The organism is Streptomyces sp. DSM 40868 (assembly GCF_011820545.1).
In the GTDB taxonomy this organism is placed as follows: domain Bacteria; phylum Actinomycetota; class Actinomycetes; order Streptomycetales; family Streptomycetaceae; genus Streptomyces; species Streptomyces eurythermus.
The window spans coordinates 6,784,629-6,799,995 of record NZ_CP050504.1 but is presented as its reverse complement, the minus strand read 5'-3'; the positions used below and the strand labels follow the sequence as shown (position 1 = coordinate 6,799,995).

General features: G+C 73.5%; 16 protein-coding genes. 5 read left to right on the top strand and 11 right to left on the bottom strand.

The features are described from left to right. Window positions 1-4: 4 nt before the first annotated feature. Window positions 5-1,414, bottom strand: a complete 1,410-nt coding sequence (locus HB370_RS30955; protein WP_030777887.1) for an RICIN domain-containing protein — start codon at window positions 1,412-1,414, stop codon at window positions 5-7. A 1-nt stretch (window position 1,415) separates the two neighbouring features. Continuing rightward, entirely contained in the window at window positions 1,416-2,528 is a 1,113-nt protein-coding gene (locus HB370_RS30950; RefSeq protein ID WP_030777884.1) for a glycoside hydrolase family 43 protein, read from the bottom strand. Window positions 2,529-2,675: 147 nt separating this feature from the next. Here HB370_RS30950 and mmuM point away from each other — a divergent pair, with 147 nt between their 5' ends. Further along, window positions 2,676-3,602 carry a homocysteine S-methyltransferase gene (gene mmuM / locus HB370_RS30945; RefSeq protein ID WP_030777882.1) on the top strand — a complete coding sequence of 309 codons (927 nt, stop codon included), beginning with the start codon at window positions 2,676-2,678 and terminating at the stop codon, window positions 3,600-3,602. Between the two features lie 822 nt (window positions 3,603-4,424). Here mmuM and HB370_RS30940 read toward each other — a convergent pair. The 3 genes from HB370_RS30940 to HB370_RS30930 form a co-directional block, all read right to left on the bottom strand. Then, entirely contained in the window at window positions 4,425-5,993 is a 1,569-nt protein-coding gene (locus HB370_RS30940) for a carboxylesterase family protein (RefSeq protein WP_030777879.1), read from the bottom strand. Between the two features lie 133 nt (window positions 5,994-6,126). Next, a complete protein-coding gene (locus HB370_RS30935; protein ID WP_030777877.1) occupies window positions 6,127-6,603 on the bottom strand; it encodes a hypothetical protein in 477 nt (158 codons plus the stop codon). Window positions 6,604-6,733: 130 nt separating this feature from the next. Beyond that, complete coding sequence (locus tag HB370_RS30930; RefSeq protein ID WP_037700635.1) at window positions 6,734-7,804, bottom strand: MerR family transcriptional regulator; 1,071 nt, start codon at window positions 7,802-7,804, stop codon at window positions 6,734-6,736. A gap of 375 nt (window positions 7,805-8,179) precedes the next feature. Here HB370_RS30930 and HB370_RS30925 point away from each other — a divergent pair, with 375 nt between their 5' ends. Next, window positions 8,180-9,271, top strand: coding sequence for a LacI family DNA-binding transcriptional regulator (locus tag HB370_RS30925; RefSeq protein WP_051815389.1), 1,092 nt, complete (start codon window positions 8,180-8,182; stop codon window positions 9,269-9,271). Between the two features lie 61 nt (window positions 9,272-9,332). Beyond that, complete coding sequence (locus tag HB370_RS30920) at window positions 9,333-9,596, top strand: hypothetical protein (RefSeq protein WP_030777870.1); 264 nt, start codon at window positions 9,333-9,335, stop codon at window positions 9,594-9,596. Window positions 9,597-9,714: 118 nt separating this feature from the next. On the opposite strand, the gene HB370_RS30915 is transcribed toward HB370_RS30920, so the two are convergent. From HB370_RS30915 to HB370_RS30900, 4 genes are all read right to left on the bottom strand, one after another. Then, the gene (locus HB370_RS30915; protein WP_244405686.1) at window positions 9,715-9,972 is read right to left on the bottom strand and encodes a hypothetical protein; all 258 of its coding nucleotides are present in this window, start codon (window positions 9,970-9,972) and stop codon (window positions 9,715-9,717) included. Then, window positions 9,969-10,832, bottom strand: coding sequence for an isocitrate lyase/PEP mutase family protein (locus HB370_RS30910; RefSeq protein WP_030777865.1), 864 nt, complete (start codon window positions 10,830-10,832; stop codon window positions 9,969-9,971). Before HB370_RS30910 ends, HB370_RS30915 begins: the two co-directional genes overlap by 4 nt. A gap of 156 nt (window positions 10,833-10,988) precedes the next feature. Then, window positions 10,989-11,645 (bottom strand): ThuA domain-containing protein, encoded by a 657-nt coding sequence (locus HB370_RS30905; protein WP_030777863.1) that lies wholly within the window; start codon window positions 11,643-11,645, stop codon window positions 10,989-10,991. 136 nt (window positions 11,646-11,781) lie between these two features. Further along, entirely contained in the window at window positions 11,782-12,372 is a 591-nt protein-coding gene (locus HB370_RS30900; protein ID WP_030777861.1) for a hypothetical protein, read from the bottom strand. A gap of 62 nt (window positions 12,373-12,434) precedes the next feature. Between HB370_RS30900 and HB370_RS30895 the strand changes: the two genes are divergently transcribed. Continuing rightward, a complete protein-coding gene (locus tag HB370_RS30895; protein ID WP_030777858.1) occupies window positions 12,435-13,067 on the top strand; it encodes a VOC family protein in 633 nt (210 codons plus the stop codon). Between the two features lie 84 nt (window positions 13,068-13,151). Here the strand turns inward: HB370_RS30895 and HB370_RS30890 are convergent, their stop codons facing one another. After that, a complete protein-coding gene (locus tag HB370_RS30890) occupies window positions 13,152-13,853 on the bottom strand; it encodes a DUF4232 domain-containing protein (protein WP_030777857.1) in 702 nt (233 codons plus the stop codon). A gap of 432 nt (window positions 13,854-14,285) precedes the next feature. Between HB370_RS30890 and HB370_RS30885 the strand changes: the two genes are divergently transcribed. Beyond that, window positions 14,286-14,690 carry a VOC family protein gene (locus HB370_RS30885; protein WP_030777855.1) on the top strand — a complete coding sequence of 135 codons (405 nt, stop codon included), beginning with the start codon at window positions 14,286-14,288 and terminating at the stop codon, window positions 14,688-14,690. Here HB370_RS30885 and HB370_RS30880 read toward each other — a convergent pair. Continuing rightward, the gene (locus tag HB370_RS30880; protein ID WP_030777854.1) at window positions 14,670-15,359 is read right to left on the bottom strand and encodes a helix-turn-helix domain-containing protein; all 690 of its coding nucleotides are present in this window, start codon (window positions 15,357-15,359) and stop codon (window positions 14,670-14,672) included. The two genes, HB370_RS30885 and HB370_RS30880, sit on opposite strands and share 21 nt — an antisense overlap. Window positions 15,360-15,367: the final 8 nt, after the last annotated feature.

Below are 15,367 nucleotides of genomic sequence, written 5' to 3'. Positions count from 1 at the left end.
CGCATCAGCTACCGCGTGTCCACTGCTGGTTGGTCGCACCATTGCACGCGTAGGTGATGATCGCGGCCGAGTCGGCGGTGGACCCGCCGGAGACGTCCAGGCACTCCCCGCTCGCGCGGGACGTGAGGGTGACGTACGAGCCGGACGCGGTGAGAGACCACTGCTGGGCGGTGGCGCCGGTGCAGTTCTCCTGGGTGACACCGCTCGCGTTCTCCTGGAGGCACAGGGAACTGCCCCGGCCCACCAGCGCCCGGTAGCCGTTGCCGAGGTCCTTGAACCACCACTTCTGGTTGGTGCCGCCGTTGCAGCCGTACTGGCTGATCGCCACCCCCTGCCACAGCGACCGGCTCGGCACGTCGGCGCACTTGGAACTGTGCCGGGCGATCAGCGTGTTGTAGGCCGCGGCGGTGCCGGTGACGGTGCCGGCCGTGGTGTCGACGGTGATCTCCGGGTACCAGGACATGGTCATCGAGGTGGCGGTGGGGAAGGCCAGCGGCAGCCACACGTAGCGGGAGTCGTTCACCGTCCCGCCGAAGGAGTTGCCCCAGCGGTCGCCCAGGTACAGGTACGAGGTGCCCGAAGTGCCCTGCACGGGAAGGACGTAGGCGGTCTGGGAGCCGTAGGCGGTGGAGTCGCCGACGGCCTGCCAGGACGTCCAGGGGCCGGCGAGGGAGGTGGCGGTCGCGTACTGCTGCTGGTTGGGGTTCCAGCCGGTGGCGCCCGAGGTGAGCATGAAGTACACGCCGCCGCGTTTGAACAGGGCCGGTGCCTCGCGGTGGCCGCCGGGCCAGGGGTTGGCGACCAGGCCGGCGATGCCCGTGTAGTCGGCGGTGAGCCGGTAGATGTGCAGGTCGTAGTTCTCGTTGGCGGCCGAGACCATGTAGGCGGTGCCGTCGGTGTCGACGTAGGTGGTCAGGTCGCGGGACATGTACTGGCCGAGCGGGCGGAAGCTGCCCCGGTAGGTGTAGGTCCCGTCGACCGTGTCGGAGACGGCGACGGCTGCACGGGCCTCGCCGTAGTCGGTGCCGTTCTCCTTGTGCATCCACATCACGAACTTGCCGGTGGCCGCGTTGTAGACGACCTTGGGGCGTTCGATGTAGGCGGTGGACAGTTCGGCGGCGGAGGACTGGGTGAGGACGCGGGCGCGGAACTCCCAGTTCCTCAGGTCGGTGGAGCGGTAGGCGTCCACGGAGCGGAAGGTGTTGTCGCTGTTGCGGTCCTCGCCGAACCAGTAGTAGTAGCCGCCGACTTTGATGACCCCGCCGCCGTGGGCGTGCACCGGGTTGCCCGAAGTGTCGGTGAACCGGGTGCCGTTGGCGATGGTCGCCGGCGCCGCCTGGGCGGGCCCGGCGGTCGCCAGGGCGGCGGCGAGGGCGCAGCACAGGGCGAGCAGGACGGCGTACGCGCGTCTCATCTCACGCCCCTTCCCGCACGGTGTCGGCCACGGGGACGCCGAAGTCCGGGGTGCCGTCCGGCTTCCAGCCGAGCTTCTGGATCCGGGTGTGCCGGTTGGGGTCGTGCAGCGGGTCGCCGGTGATCTCCTTGTACTGGCGGGCGTGGTAGACGAGGACGTCGGTACGGCCGTCCTCGGCGACGGTGAAGCAGTTGTGCCCGGGGCCGTACTGCCGCGTGGTGTCGTCGCTGGTGAACACCGGGACGGGCGACTTGGTCCAGCTGCGCGCGTCCAGCAGGTCGGCGTGGTCGTCGGCGGTCAGCAGGCCCACGCAGTAGTGCCAGTCGGTGGCGCTGGCCGAGTAGGTGAGGAAGATCCGGCCGTTGCGCCTGAGGACGTACGGGCCCTCGTTGACCTTGTAGCCGACGCACTCCCAGTCGTACTCCGGTGTGGACAGGCGCACTTGGGGACCGGTCAGGGTCCACGGATTCGCCATCTCCGAGATCCACAGGGCCGTGTTGTTGTCCATGCCGGGCTCGTGCTGGGCCCAGACCAGGTAGCGGGTGCCACGGTGCTGGAAGGTGGTGGCGTCCAGGGAGAAGGTCTCCCAGGCGGTCTTGATCTGGCCCCGTTCCACCCAGGTCCCCTTGAACGGATCGGGGTTGGCGTTCTCCAGCACCCAGATGCGGATGGCCCACACGTCCTCGGCGGGGGCCGAGGCGAAGTAGATGTACCACTTGCCGCCGATCCGGTGCAGTTCGGGCGCCCAAATGTGGGCGCTCATCGGGCCGGACGCGTGCGCCCGCCAGATCACCGACTCGGCGGCCGTGGACAGCCCGTTCAGGGTGCGGGCGCGGCGCAGGACGATGCGGTCGTACTCGGGGACGGTCGCCGTGAAGTAGTAGCGGCCGTCGGTGTGGCGGGTGATGTGCGGGTCGGCGCGCTGGAGGACGAGCGGGTTCGCGTACGGGGCCGCCTCCGGGCGCTTCTCCGGGTGCGGCTTCGGGGCGGTCGCCGGCGCTGGGGCCGCCTGGGCGAGGCCGGGTGTGACGGCCAGGGCGCCGGCGGCGAGCGCGGCGCCCTTGAGCACCGTTCTGCGGCCGGGGGTGTCGGGCAGGTCGTGGTCGCGGCTCATGCGGACTGCCTCTCGATTGTTCGATATTTCGTACTGCATCTGTGATCCCGAACGCCGAAAAGGTACGGGCGGGCAACGGGAGGGTCAATGGGGCGGACGCCGGGACCCAGGGTCCGGTCCCGTCCCGCTTCGACTAGCGTCGTGACCATGACCAGCGACACCTCCCCCAGCCTCGCCGACGCCCTCGCCGCCGGGACGGTCGTGCTCGACGGCGGCATGTCCAACCAGCTGGAGTCGGCCGGGCACGACCTGAGCGACGAGCTGTGGTCGGCGCGGCTGCTCGCCGAGCGGCCCGAGGCGGTCACCGAGGCCCACCTCGCCTACTTCCGCGCGGGCGCGAGCGTGGCGATCACGGCCAGCTACCAGGCCACCTTCGAGGGCTTCGGCAAGCGGGGCATCGACCGGGCCGAGGCCGCGCGGCTGCTCGCCCTCAGCGTCGACCTGGCCCGCACGGCGGCCCGGCAGGCGGCGGACGCGGGGGTGCGGCGCCCGCTGTGGGTGGCGGCCTCGGTCGGGCCGTACGGGGCGATGCTCGCGGACGGCTCCGAATACCGGGGCCGGTACGGGCTGGGCGTGGCCGAGCTGGAGCGGTTCCACCGGCCCCGGATCGAGACGCTGGCCGCGGCCGCGCCGGACGTGCTGGCACTGGAGACCGTGCCGGACACCGACGAGGCCGCCGCGCTGCTGCGGGCGGTACGGGGACTGGGGGTGCCGGCCTGGCTGTCGTACACGGTCGACGGGCGGCGGACCCGGGCCGGCCAGCCCCTGGAGGAGGCGTTCGCGCTCGCCGCCGACGCGGAGGAGGTGATCGCCGTCGGCGTCAACTGCTGCGCGCCCGGGGACGTGGGCCCCGCCGTGGAGATCGCGGCACGCGTCACCGGCAAACCGGTCGTGGTCTACCCCAACAGCGGCGAGGGCTGGGACGCCGACGCCCGCGCCTGGCGGGGCGGGACGACGTTCGGCACGACCCAGCTCACGGCGTGGCGCGAGGCAGGAGCACGACTGATCGGCGGATGCTGCCGGGTGGGACCGGAGAGCATCGGGGAGATCGCGCGGACACTGGGCGCGGCCTGAGCGCAGTCCCCTGCCGGGGGGACGCGGAGGTATCGGGGCGCCGTCCGGTGGGGCGCTGATCGGCGAGGGGCGCGGCTGATCGAGCCGGAGGGCATCAGGGGATTCGCGCGGACACTGGGCGCAGTACCCCGCCGGGGGACGCGGAGGGACCAGAAGCGGCGCCGGGAGGAGCACCCATCGACACGCGGGGCGAGGCGGGAGCGGCACTGATCGGGCCGGAGGGCATCGGGGGAGATCGCGCGGACACCGGACACGGCCTGAGTACAGCCCCCGCCGGAGAGACGCGACGAACCAGGAACAGCGCCGCCGTTAAACACCCATCGACACGCCAGGCCAAGCGGGAGCGCCACTGATCGGCCAGGCGGGCACCGGGGAGACCGCGCGGACACCGGACACGGCCTGAGTACAGCCCCCGCCGGAGAGACGCGACAAACCAGGAACAGCGCCGCCGTTGAACACCCATCGACACGCCAGGCGAGGCGGGAGCACCGCTGATCGGCCAGGCGGGCACCGGGGAGATCGCGCGGACACTGGGCGCGGTCTGAGCGCAGTCCCCCGCCAGGGGGACGCGGAGGTATCGGCGCCGTCCGGTGGGGCGCTGATCGGCGCGTGGGGTGAGGTAGAGCGCCCGGGCGGCGCCCCCGGGTCGAACAACGACACCGGGCGCCGATGACGTTGCGTGTCCGATCTCGTACGTTCGGTGTCTATCCGATCCGGCGCTTCCGGCGACAACCCGGGCCTGCCCCGGCCGAAGCTCCGGCCGCCCGGACCCTCCCACCGGGCGGCCGGCTCATTCCGTCCCCGCCTGGCCGGGCCCCGTCGTCAGCGGCGCAGCGGGCCCACCGAGCGGCGGAGCCGGCGCATGGCGGAGGCGAGTTCGGCGCCCGGGGCGCGCGGGACGGAGTGGCGCGGGGGCTCCGGGGCTGCGGACGCGGTGGCCCACAGGGCGACCTCCGCGTCCCGTGGGCCGAGGGCGACGCGCGGTCCGCCGTCGTCGAAGATCCGCACCGGGTGGGTGGCGTCCCAGGCCGCCCAGCCGGGGTCCCCGGTCGTCGCGAACCGCACCCACGCGGCGTGCATCGCGTCGCACAACTCCTGCGGCGCGCCCTCACCGGCCAGCTTCCTGGACTCGGGCACGCCCCCGGTGTCGAAGACGAACCCCAGTTCCAGGGCGTGGCAGGCGCCGAGGCCGGGCAGCCAGGAGGGCCACGCGAACTCGTACAGGTAACTGGCGCCGGGCCGGGCGTCGGCGAGCCGGTGCAGCGGCACCCGCAGCAGGTGGTCGGTGACCATCTGGCCGACGATCTCGGCGGTTCCGGCGTCGGGGTGCAGGGCCCGGTACCCGCGCGGGATGTCGTGGCCGGCGTGGCAGCGGGCCATGGCCCCGGCCAGGGCGACCGCGCCGAGCCGGTCGACGCGCTCCAGCAGCCCGCCGGGCACCAGCCACAGCCGGTACTCGTCCCGGGTCCAGCCCATCAGCAGTTCGGCGTCCCGGGCGGCGGTGCCCTCGGCCAGCGCCTTCAGTGGGTCGCGGGGCACGAGGTCGCCGTCCACCACGATGCCGAACGCGGGACCGCCCAGCACCGGGCCGCCGAGCCGGCCGACCTCGGCCTGGGTGCGCAGCAGCAGACCGCGGTCGACGGCGGCGAACGCCTCGGCGGTGGCCGGTATCCTCAGCCGGGCGGCCATCCGGCGCACCACACGCCGTACCTTGTCGCGGTCCGAGACCTCGGGCGGTCCGCTCTGCAGCACCCCCCGCCGGATCAGGCCCCGCGTCCGGGGCGCGGCCAGCAGGGCGCCCGCACTGATGGCGCCGGCCGACTGTCCGCACAGGGTGATCCGGTCGGGGTCGCCGCCGAAGGCCGCGATCGTCTCGTACACCCAGAGCAGGGCCGCGAGCTGGTCGCGCAGGCCGGGGTTCGGTGGCGCGTCGGGGAACAGTCCGTAACCCTCCACGCCGAGCCGGTAGTTGACCGAGACACAGACGACCCCGTCCCGCGCGAAGGTGCCGCCGTCGTAGACCGGAACGGCCGAGGAACCCCTGGTCAGCGCGCCGCCGTGCAGCCAGACCAGCACCGGGAGCCGGGCGCCGGGTCCGGGCTCGGGGGTCCAGACGTTGAGGTTGAGACAGTCGTCGCCGGGGATCTCCGGGTCGGACAGGTACTGGGCGAACGCCTCGGAGTACGGCGGTTTCGGCGCGGTCGGCCCGAAGACACCGGCGTCCCGGACCCCGTCCCAGGGCTCGGGCGGCCGGGGCGGGCGGAACCGCAGCGGGCCGAAGGGCGGGGCGGCGTACGGGATCCCCCGGAAGACCGCGACACCCCGCTCGTACCGGCCGCGTACGGCCCCGCAGGGGGTCGTGACCACGGGTCCCGCCTGGTCCGCCGCCATCGCCGCCAGCCCTTCGCCGCGCGACCGCACCGCTCATCGGTGCGGACACCGTTCACATCAGAGCACCACGCCGCGCGGAAGTATTCCTGTGCACGGAACCACCGCACGGCCGTCCGGGGACCTCCCGTGCCCGCTACGCGCCGACTCCCGGCGCGGAGGCCCGCCTGTCGCTGTCCCGGCGGGTGATGGCCTCGGCCACCTCGCCGATGGCGGTGCGCACGAGGGTGCCGTAGCCGTCCTCCGGGAGGCCCGAGGCGTGCCGACGGGCCGCGGTGATGTGTGCGGCGGCGGCGTCGAAGGAGCCGAGCCGGCGGTAGAGGTCGGCGAGGTTGAGGTGCAGGGACGGGCGGAAGCCGGCGAGGCGGAGACCCTCGTGGTGGGCGCGCAGGCGCTGTTCGGTCAGCGCGTCGGCGGCGTCGAGGGCGCGAATGTCCCAGGCCAGGGCTTCGGCGGGGTCGTCGTAGAGGTCGGCCAGGTGGTGGGCGAGGGTGCAGCGGTGCAGCGGGTCGCCGGTGACGCCGATCGTGGACCAGAGGTCCAGGAGTGTCCGGCGGGCGGCGGCGGGGGCGCCGGCCCGGCCCTGGGCGACGGCCCTGCCGACGGCCTCCATGACCGGGTCGGGGGTGGCGGGGTCAGGGGTGACGGGTTCGGGGGTGGCAGGGGCGGGGACGACGGGTTCGGGGGTGACGGGCTCGGTGGTGGTGGCGGGGGCGGTGGTCATCGCGGGGCGTCCTTCTCGGTCAGGCGGAGTGGTCGTGCCGGACGGGCATGGCCAGGGTGGTGAGGTCGCCGCGGTCGGCGGAGCGGATGGTGACGGGCAGGTCGGGGCCGCGCAGGTCGAGCAGTACCTCGGGGCCGAGGGCCGTGCTGACGGCCGGGTAGAGCGTGGTCAGCTCGAAGGAGATCCTGAGCTGCGGCCCGGTGACGGTGGCCGGGAGCGCGGCGCCGGGGCCGGGGTCTCCGGCCGCCCGGACGTGCAGACCCTGCCGGGTCGCCCGCAGCGTGCTGCACTCCCCGGGGTGGTCCTCCAGCGCGCGCAGCAGCGGGTCCTTCGCGACCGTCACCCGGGTAGCGACATCGGGGAGCGAGGCGAGCATCAGCCGGTGGTCGGGGAACTCCGCCGCGAGCAGCCGGCAGTGCCGGTCCGCGCGGTCCGCGCCGCGCAGCCGGATCGTGTGCGGTGTCGCTTCGACGCGCAGCAGGGGGCTGCGGCGGATGTGGGTGAGCGCGGTGCGCAGGTCGTCGCCGTCGACCGTGGCGGCCCAGCGGGTGGTCGCGGGTTCGGCGGGGACCAGGGTGCGGATCGAGAGCCGGTAGCGGTCGGTCGCGGTCAGGGTGACGGCTTCGGGGGTCGCCTCCATGCGCAGCCCGCCGAGCACCGGCATCCGCGGGTCGTGTGCGGTCGCGGCCAGGACCTGTTCGATGGCGTCGGCCAGTACGGGTCCCTTCAGCGCGGCGAGGGGCAGGCTCGGCGCGCCGGTGAGCGAGGACTTGATCACGGCGGCCTCGCGCCGCACCGCTTCCGCGTCCGCGAGGGCCTTCGCCACGTGCGCGTCGATCAGCCGGGCCGCGTCCCCGGGGCCGGCGTCGAGGACCGCCTCGGCGGTGGCGAGGGGCATGCCGATCTCCCGGAGCCGGCGGAGTCCGGCGGCCCGGGCCACCTGGTCGGCGCGGTAGTAGCGGTAGCCCGTGACCGGGTCCACCTCGGCGGGGGGCAGCAGTCCGGAGTCGGCATAGAACCGCAGCGCGCTGGAGGTCAGTCCACTGCGCCGGGCGAAGACCCCGATCGGCATCAGCTCAGAGTTGGGCACGGCGTCATCGTGGGGCTTCAACCCACTCGAAGGTCAACCGACATGGGACGGCGGGTGCCGCTTGGTTCGAGGGGCGGGCGCCGGGAGCGGCCCCGGGTTCGGAGGGGCGGCCGGGTTCAAAGGGGCGGGCACCGGAAGTGACCCCCGGGTCGGAGGGGCGGGCACCGGAGTGACCCGGGTTCGAGTCCGCCGGCCCAGGGGTCCGAGGACGCCCTCCGTCCGTACCCTCCCGTGAATTCCTCTGTCTTCCCGCCGTGTTGAGGCGCAACTATCGTAGGAAGCGCTTTCTGTCGGCGGGTCGTGCGCAGGCCGCGCAGGCACGTTGGTCACAGGTGTCGATGGCCCACGGGCGGGCCGGGGGAAAGGCGGTTCGCTGTGGTCCGTGCGCGGGGTGCGAGCGTGGCGGCCGGGCCGACGCTGGCGGCGGTGGCCCGGGAGGCGGGCGTGTCGGTGCCCACCGCGTCCAAGGTGGTCAACGGCCGGGAGGACGTCGCGCCGGAGACCCGACGCCGGGTGACCGAGGCGCTCGACCGGCTCGGCTATGTGCGCCGGCCGCGCCTCGCCGGGGCCGGGGCGCCCGGTCTGGTGGACCTGGTGCTGCACTCACTGGACAGTTCCCGCTCGGGCGCGGTGCTGAGCGGGGTGGAGGCGGCGGCGTACGAGGCGGGCCTGGAGGTCGTTGTGTCGGCCGCGCCCGCCCGGGGCCGGGACGCCCGGCGGGAACAGGGATGGCTGGACAGGCTGACCGCGCGCGGCTCCTCGGGGGTGCTGTTCCACCCGGCGGTGCTGTCCGCCGCGCAGTACGCCTGGCTGGACCACCACCGCATCCCCTACGTGCTCATCGACCCGGCGCACGAGCCGCCGGCCGGCGTGGTGTCGGTCGGGGCGGCCAACTGGCAGGGCGGGGTGTGCGCGACCGGCCATCTGCTGGAGCTGGGCCACGAACGGATCGGGGTGATCACCGGGCAGCGGCACACCATGGCCGGCGAGGCACGGCTGGCCGCTTACCGCTCGGCGCTGGCCTCGGCGGGCGTGCGGTACCGCGCCGAATATGTGCGGCACGCGGACTCCGACGAGACCAGCGCCCGGCTGCGCACCCATGAACTGCTGGACCTGCCCGAGCCGCCGACCGCGGTCTTCGTGTGCTCGGACCGGATGGCGCTCGGGGTGTACGCGGCGCTGGCGGAGCGGGAGGTGCGGGTGCCGGAGGAGATGAGCGTGGTGGGCTTCGACGACCTGCCCGAGGCCCGCTGGACCACCCCGGCGCTGACCACCGTCCGCCAGCCGCTCGCGGAGATGGCGGCGACGGCGCTGCGGCTGCTGGTGCGCATGACGCACGGGGAGCGCCCCGAGGGCACCCGCACGGAGCTGTCGACCCGGCTGGTACGGCGGGCGAGCACGGCCCCGCCGCCAGCCGTCCGTCCCTCGACGTACGGGCCCCTCACCGCCCAGCGGCCAACCGCGTGACGTCGGGGACCGGTTCGGCTGCCGGGCGGTGACCCCGCCCCGCGGCGATCGTTGGCCGGGCATGAACCACAGCACGCGTATCGCCGCGCCCCTCGCCGTGGCCGCGGTCGTCCTGGCCGCCGCCTACGGCACGGCCCATGCGGCCCGGCACACCCTGGCCCCCGCACAGCAGCGCGCCACCGTGACGTCCCCCGCGGTCTCACCCGGAACCTCTCCGTCGAACTCGTCCGCGGCTTCGTCCGCGGTCTCGCCCGCCGACGAGCACGACCCCAAGGAGGACGTCGAACTCGACGAGAACGGCCGCCCCGACCTCGGAGAGGACTGAGCCCCGGCGGAGTTCGTCACGCGTGACGGCCGGTCACCTCCCTCGGGGGGTGCCCGGCCGTCGCTCGTATTCCGTTGTTCCCCCCTGGTCCCCGGTTCCCCGGGTTCCGCCGTGCCCCTCAGTCCTCGTCGTCCTGGTCCGGCCCGGCGAGGAGGGCCTCCACCACGTCCACGGCGCTGCCGTCGTGGTCGCTGCCGGCGGTGCCGCTGCCGTTCTGGAGGTTGGCCGTGCGATCGACTTCGAGCCAGGAGTCGGCTTCGGAGTTGTCGATCACGGTGATCAGGCTCTCGGACGCCACGGCCTGAGCGGCACCCGCCCCGAGGAGGGTGGCGACGACCGCCGCCGCCATACCGAGCCCGGACACGGCACGGGTCACACGCCCACGCCCTCGGGGACGAGCCGCTCACGGGCGATGTTGCGCTCCAGCAGGCTGGTGGAGGCCTTCACCCCGACGCCGCTCGCGGGATCGACCTCCGGCAGCCGTCCGTCGGCCGCCTTCAGACCGGCGAGCGCGGAGTCCATCGCCTCGTGGGCGGCGAACAGGCACGGGGTGCTGTAGATGGCGACGTCCACGCCGAGGTCGGCAAGTTCACCGAGGGACAGGCGGGGCGACTTGCCGCCGGCGATCTGGTTGAACAGCAGCGGCTTGTCCCCGACGACCTTCCGGATCCGCTTGATCCACTCGACGCTGCGCACCCCGTCGACCAGCACCACGTCGGCGTCGGTGGCGGCGAGCCGCTCGGCGCGGTGCAGGATGTCGTGCTCGTCCGTGGCGTCCGTACGGGCGACGACGACCAGGTCCTTGCGGGTCTCCAGGACCTTGTTCAGCTTCTCCAGGTACTCGTCCAGGGGCAGTACCTGCTTGCCGTCGGCGTGGCCGCAGCGGCGGGGCCGCTTCTGGTCCTCCAGGATCACCCCGGAGGCGCCGATGCGCTCGAGCCCCTCCACGACGTGGCAGGCGACCTCGGGGTCGACGTACCCGTCGTCGATGTCCACCAGCAGGTGGTGGTGCGGGAAGGCGCCCCGCAGTCGCTGGACGAAGGCCACCATGTCGGGCCAGGCGATGAATCCGATGTCCGGCAGGCCGTAGTACGAGGCCGCGAAGCCGAAGCCCGAGACGAACATCCCGTCGTAGTGCTTGGCCGCGATCGACGCCGAGTACATGTCGTACACGCCGATCAGCGGTGTGGTCCCGGGCCCGGCGATGGACTCGCGCAGCTTCTTACCGTAAGACAAGGTCCGGCTCCTTCTGTGGGTGGGTGACGCGGGCAGGATGGGTCACGCGTCTCGACGCCCTTTGCCAAGACAAGAGCATCTCTAGGTAGACACATGACCATCCCTCTACGCGAGCTTTAGTCACCCCAATGGAGGAACCGGTTCACCGAAGAAACGTTAAATGGCGGCTCCGGACACCCAGAGGAGTCCGCCGTTCAGGTGAGCCAGGAAGTCCGGGTCGCGGTACGCGTCCGAGGCATGGCCAAGGGATGTGTAAAACATCCGCCCGCCCGCCGGGCCCCGCTCGCGGCACCAGGCCAGCGGATGGTCCGCGCCCATCCCGCCGCCGTCGTACGACCCCTCGTCCGCGCGCAGCAGCACCCGCGCCGGACCGCCCGGGACGCGGTCGAAGTCGTACCACTCGTCGGTGAACTCCCACGCCGGCGGCAGATGCCGGGTGGCGGGGTGGCCGGGGTCGGCGACGAGGGCCTGCCCCGGCTGGTAGGCGGGGTGCCGGGTGAAGCGGGCGCCGAGGAGTTCGCCGTAGTACGGCCACCCGTACTCGGTGCAGGACGCCGCGTGCACCCCGGCGAAGCCGCCGCCCGCCCTGGTGTACCGCTCCAGCCTCGCGCGCCCGGCCGGTGTCAAAACCTCCCCGCTGGTGGACAGGAAGGCCACGGCCGCGAACCCGTCCAGCGGGCCTTCGAGGTCCTCGGGATCCTCGGTGTGCTCCACGACGAACTCCCCCGACGCCCGCACGGCGGCGACGGCATCCGGGATGGAGTCGTGACGGTAGTCGGCGGTACGGGTGTAGAGGAGGAGACGAGGCAGCATGGCGGGTTCTCCGGGGGCGGGGGGCGGGAGACGACCGGTCCCGGGCGCACTCCGGGGCCGTGCGGGCCAGGTGATGGTGAGCGGGAACGGCAGGTGCCCGGCGACGGCGGGGACCGAGACCGCTCGGGTCGGTCGGTCAACTGCTCCCGGGGACGCTGTTGTCGGGGGCTCCGTCGCCGTTGGGCGGGAGGTCGCCGCGCTGGACCGGGGCCGTCGCCGTGCGGGGCGACGGCAGGAGCGGGACGAGTTCCCCGGGGGTGGGGCGGTGGAGGGCGTCGGCGGCCTGGCGCAGCACGTCGGGTGCGACCTTCTCCCCGTACAGGCGCACCACCTGGCCCTTCGCGGGGGCCCGGCAGACGTGACCCTGGGGACAGTCGGCGGCGCTGCCCCGCTCCGCGTACAGGTGCAGGACGGCGCCGTTCTTCGCCCAGTACGCGACGGAGAAGCCGTCGTCCCCGTTCACCCCGATGGACTGCTGCGCGACCGTGAAGCCGGGCACCTCGGTGACGTAGACGAGTTCCGGTGCGATGCCCAACGCCCGCAGACGTTCGTCCAACTCGGCCTGCCCCGGTGCGCCGGACGCCGGCTCCTGGGAACTCCCGGCAGCCGCCCGCCCGGAACCGGAGGCCGCCGGCTCGGGGCCGGAGCGCGCCTTCTCGGTGCCGCACGCGGTGAGCAGCGCGGGAAGGACGAGGAGCAACGGCAGGGCGCGTGCGGCACGGATCATGCCGCCCATGGTGCCGCACGGGCATACCGCGGGGCATCACCGGTCCCGTAACCTCTCGCGGGATGAAGGCCATTCCCCCATTGCTGGATCATCTCGTGCTCGCCACCCCGGACTTGGGCACGACGGTCGCCGACTTCGCGCGACGGACCGGGGTCACACCGGTGCCCGGCGGGGCCCATCCCGGTCTCGGCACCCGGAACCACCTGGCCGGGCTCGGCGGCCGGAGCTATCTGGAGATCATCGGCCCCGACCCGGAGCAGCCGGAGCCCGCCGGGCCACGGCCGTTCGGTGTCGACCGGCTGGCCGGGCCCACCGTGCTGACCTGGGCGATCAGCCCGCCCGACCTGGACGCGGCGATCACCGGCGCCCGGGCCCGGGGTGTCGACCCGGGCCCGCCGCGGCAGATGAGCCGCCGCACCCCGGACGGCACCGTACTGCGCTGGCGGCTGACCGACACGGAGTCCGGGGCGATCCCGGATCCGGTGCCGTTCCTGATCGACTGGGGTGACTCCCGGCACCCGGCCGCCTCCGGCCTGCCGGTCACCCCGCTGCTGGCGGTGTCGGCCTCGGTGCCCGACCCGGAGGCGGTGCGCGCCCGGCTGGCCGCACTGGGCACTTCGCTGGATCTCACCGTGGGACCCACCACGCTCTCCTTCACCGTGGACACCCCGAACGGGCCGGTCGTCTTCGGCTGACCTCTGGAACACCACTCCTCCCGCGAACCGGGGTCTGCGTGCGCAGTCATCGGATCAGGGTCGTTTCGTGCGAGACGACGCCGGTCAGCCGCCCTGGCCGGCGCTGCCGATCGGTCCGACCTTCACCGGGGAGCCGGAGCCGTCCGTGACGGGCAGCGTGGCCGCGCCGGGCCAGCGGAGGGAGACCGACTTCGTCTCGTCCGGCGGGGTCACCACCAGCCCCGTGATACGGACGCCGGATCCGCCCGAGTCGTTGATCGGGTAGGTGATGCCGAAGGCCACCGACTCACCGTCCTTCAGGACGACCCGGCTCGCCGGTTCACCGGTGCGCTTCGCGGACAGCGACCCGGCGTTGGTCTTCAGGTCGACTCCCGCGTACCCCGACAGCACGCAGTCCCGACCGCCGCCGTTCGTGAACTCCACGACGACGGTTCCGCCCGGGTCGCCGTCAATGGTGTGGTCCGTCGCCTTGACCTCCAGCTCGTCGGTGCGGCACTTGCCGGTCTTGCCGTCCTTGGTGGAGCCGGTCCCGGCGCTCGTGCCCTGCCCCTTGCCCGTCTTCTTCCCGGCGGAGACCGTCGCGCCGTCCTGAGCGGAGCCGCCCGATGCCGAATCCCCCTTCGAGGCGCCCGTGCCCGAACCACCGGTCGAAGAAGCCGAAGAAGCCGACGCGGGCGCGGCGGACGAGGTGCCCTGGCCCGTGGCGTCGCCGTCGCTCTGGCAGGCGGTGAGCGAGAGGCCCGCGACGACGGCCAGGGCTGCGACGGTGATCGTGTTGACGCGCATGGTGTCATCCTTCGTATCGGTCGGAGTGCCGGCCCGTCGGTTGCGGGCGGGCCTTTCTGAGTACCAAGAGTCATCGGACCGGTTCGCCGTTTCCCCCGAACTGCCCGCTGGTACGTCGCTGTTACAGGCGGGGCTTGGGTACGGCACACCCCACCGCCGGGCGCACTGCGTCCGCAGCACACCTCCCTCCGGCAGGAAAGCCGAGGTCCGAGCGCGGTGCGCCACACCGCACCGGGCACTGCACCGGCCCACCCGGGACGGTGGTTCCCACCCCCTTTCGCGACCGTTCGCAACAGCCATCTCTTGGGACGGACTCATGACCTGGCGGGCCTTGACCGCCGCCGGGCTTGTCACTCGAAGGCACACAGATCCGCTCGCGGAACGTCCGATTTCTTCAAGACCGGCCCGTCGGGCGCTGCCTACGGTGGCCGCATGACCGTACGTTTCGCCGTGATCGGCCTGGTCAGCTCCGACCTGGCCGCCTCCCTCGCCTTCTATCGCCGTCTCGGGCTGGTGTTTCCCGAGGGATCCGAGGAACAGCCGCATGTCGAGGCCGAGTTGCCCGGCGGGCTGGTGCTCGCCCTGGACACCGAGGAGACCATCCGTTCCTTTCACCCCGGGTGGCACCCGTCCGCCGGACCGGGACGGGTCTCGCTCGCCTTCCGGTGCGACTCCCCCGCCGAGGTCGACGCCCGGTACGAGGAGCTGGTGGCCGCCGGCCACCACGGGGAGCTGAAGCCGTGGGACGCCTTCTGGGGACAGCGCTACGCCACCGTGCACGACCCCGACGGCAACCCGGTCGATCTGTTCGCGCCGCTATCCGCCCCCGGCGAGTAGCTCCCCGAGCGGCATCCCCGCCAGCCGGCGCACCTCCCGCGCCAGATGCGGCTGGTCCGCGTAGCCCGCGCGGATCGCCGTCTCCGCGTACGGCGTCCCGGCGCGGGCCAGGGCCAGGGCCCGCCGCAGGCGCAGGATCCGGGCCAGGGTCTTCGGCCCGTACCCGAACGCGGTCAGGCAGCGCCGGTGCAACCGGCGCTCGCCGACGCCGAGTTCGGCGGCCGTCGCCGACACCGGGCGGCCCTCGTCCAGGCACTCCACCAGTCGGCGCAGCAGCGGGTCCGGGGCTTCCGCCTCCGCCGCCCGCTCCAGGGCGATGTCCTCCAGCGCTCTCGCCGGGTCGGGGGCCGCCGCGATCCGGTCGCACAGCCGCCGGACCCTCGCCGCGGGCCACAGATCCGCCAAGTCCGCGCGCAGATCTCTCAGTTCGTGTGCCGGTACGCCGAGCAGCGCGGGCGCGGTGCCGGGGAAGAAGCGGATGCCCGCCCAGGATCGGTCCGGGCCTTCCGGGGCGTAGGGGCGGGTGTCGGGACCCGCGACCAGCAGTCGGCCCTCGCTCCACAGCAGGTCCATGCAGCCGTCCGGCAGCACCGGCCGGACGGCGGTGCCGGTCGGCCGCTTCGTCCACACGACCGCGCCGGTCAGCCGCGACACCCGCTCCGTGTACACGGCGGCCA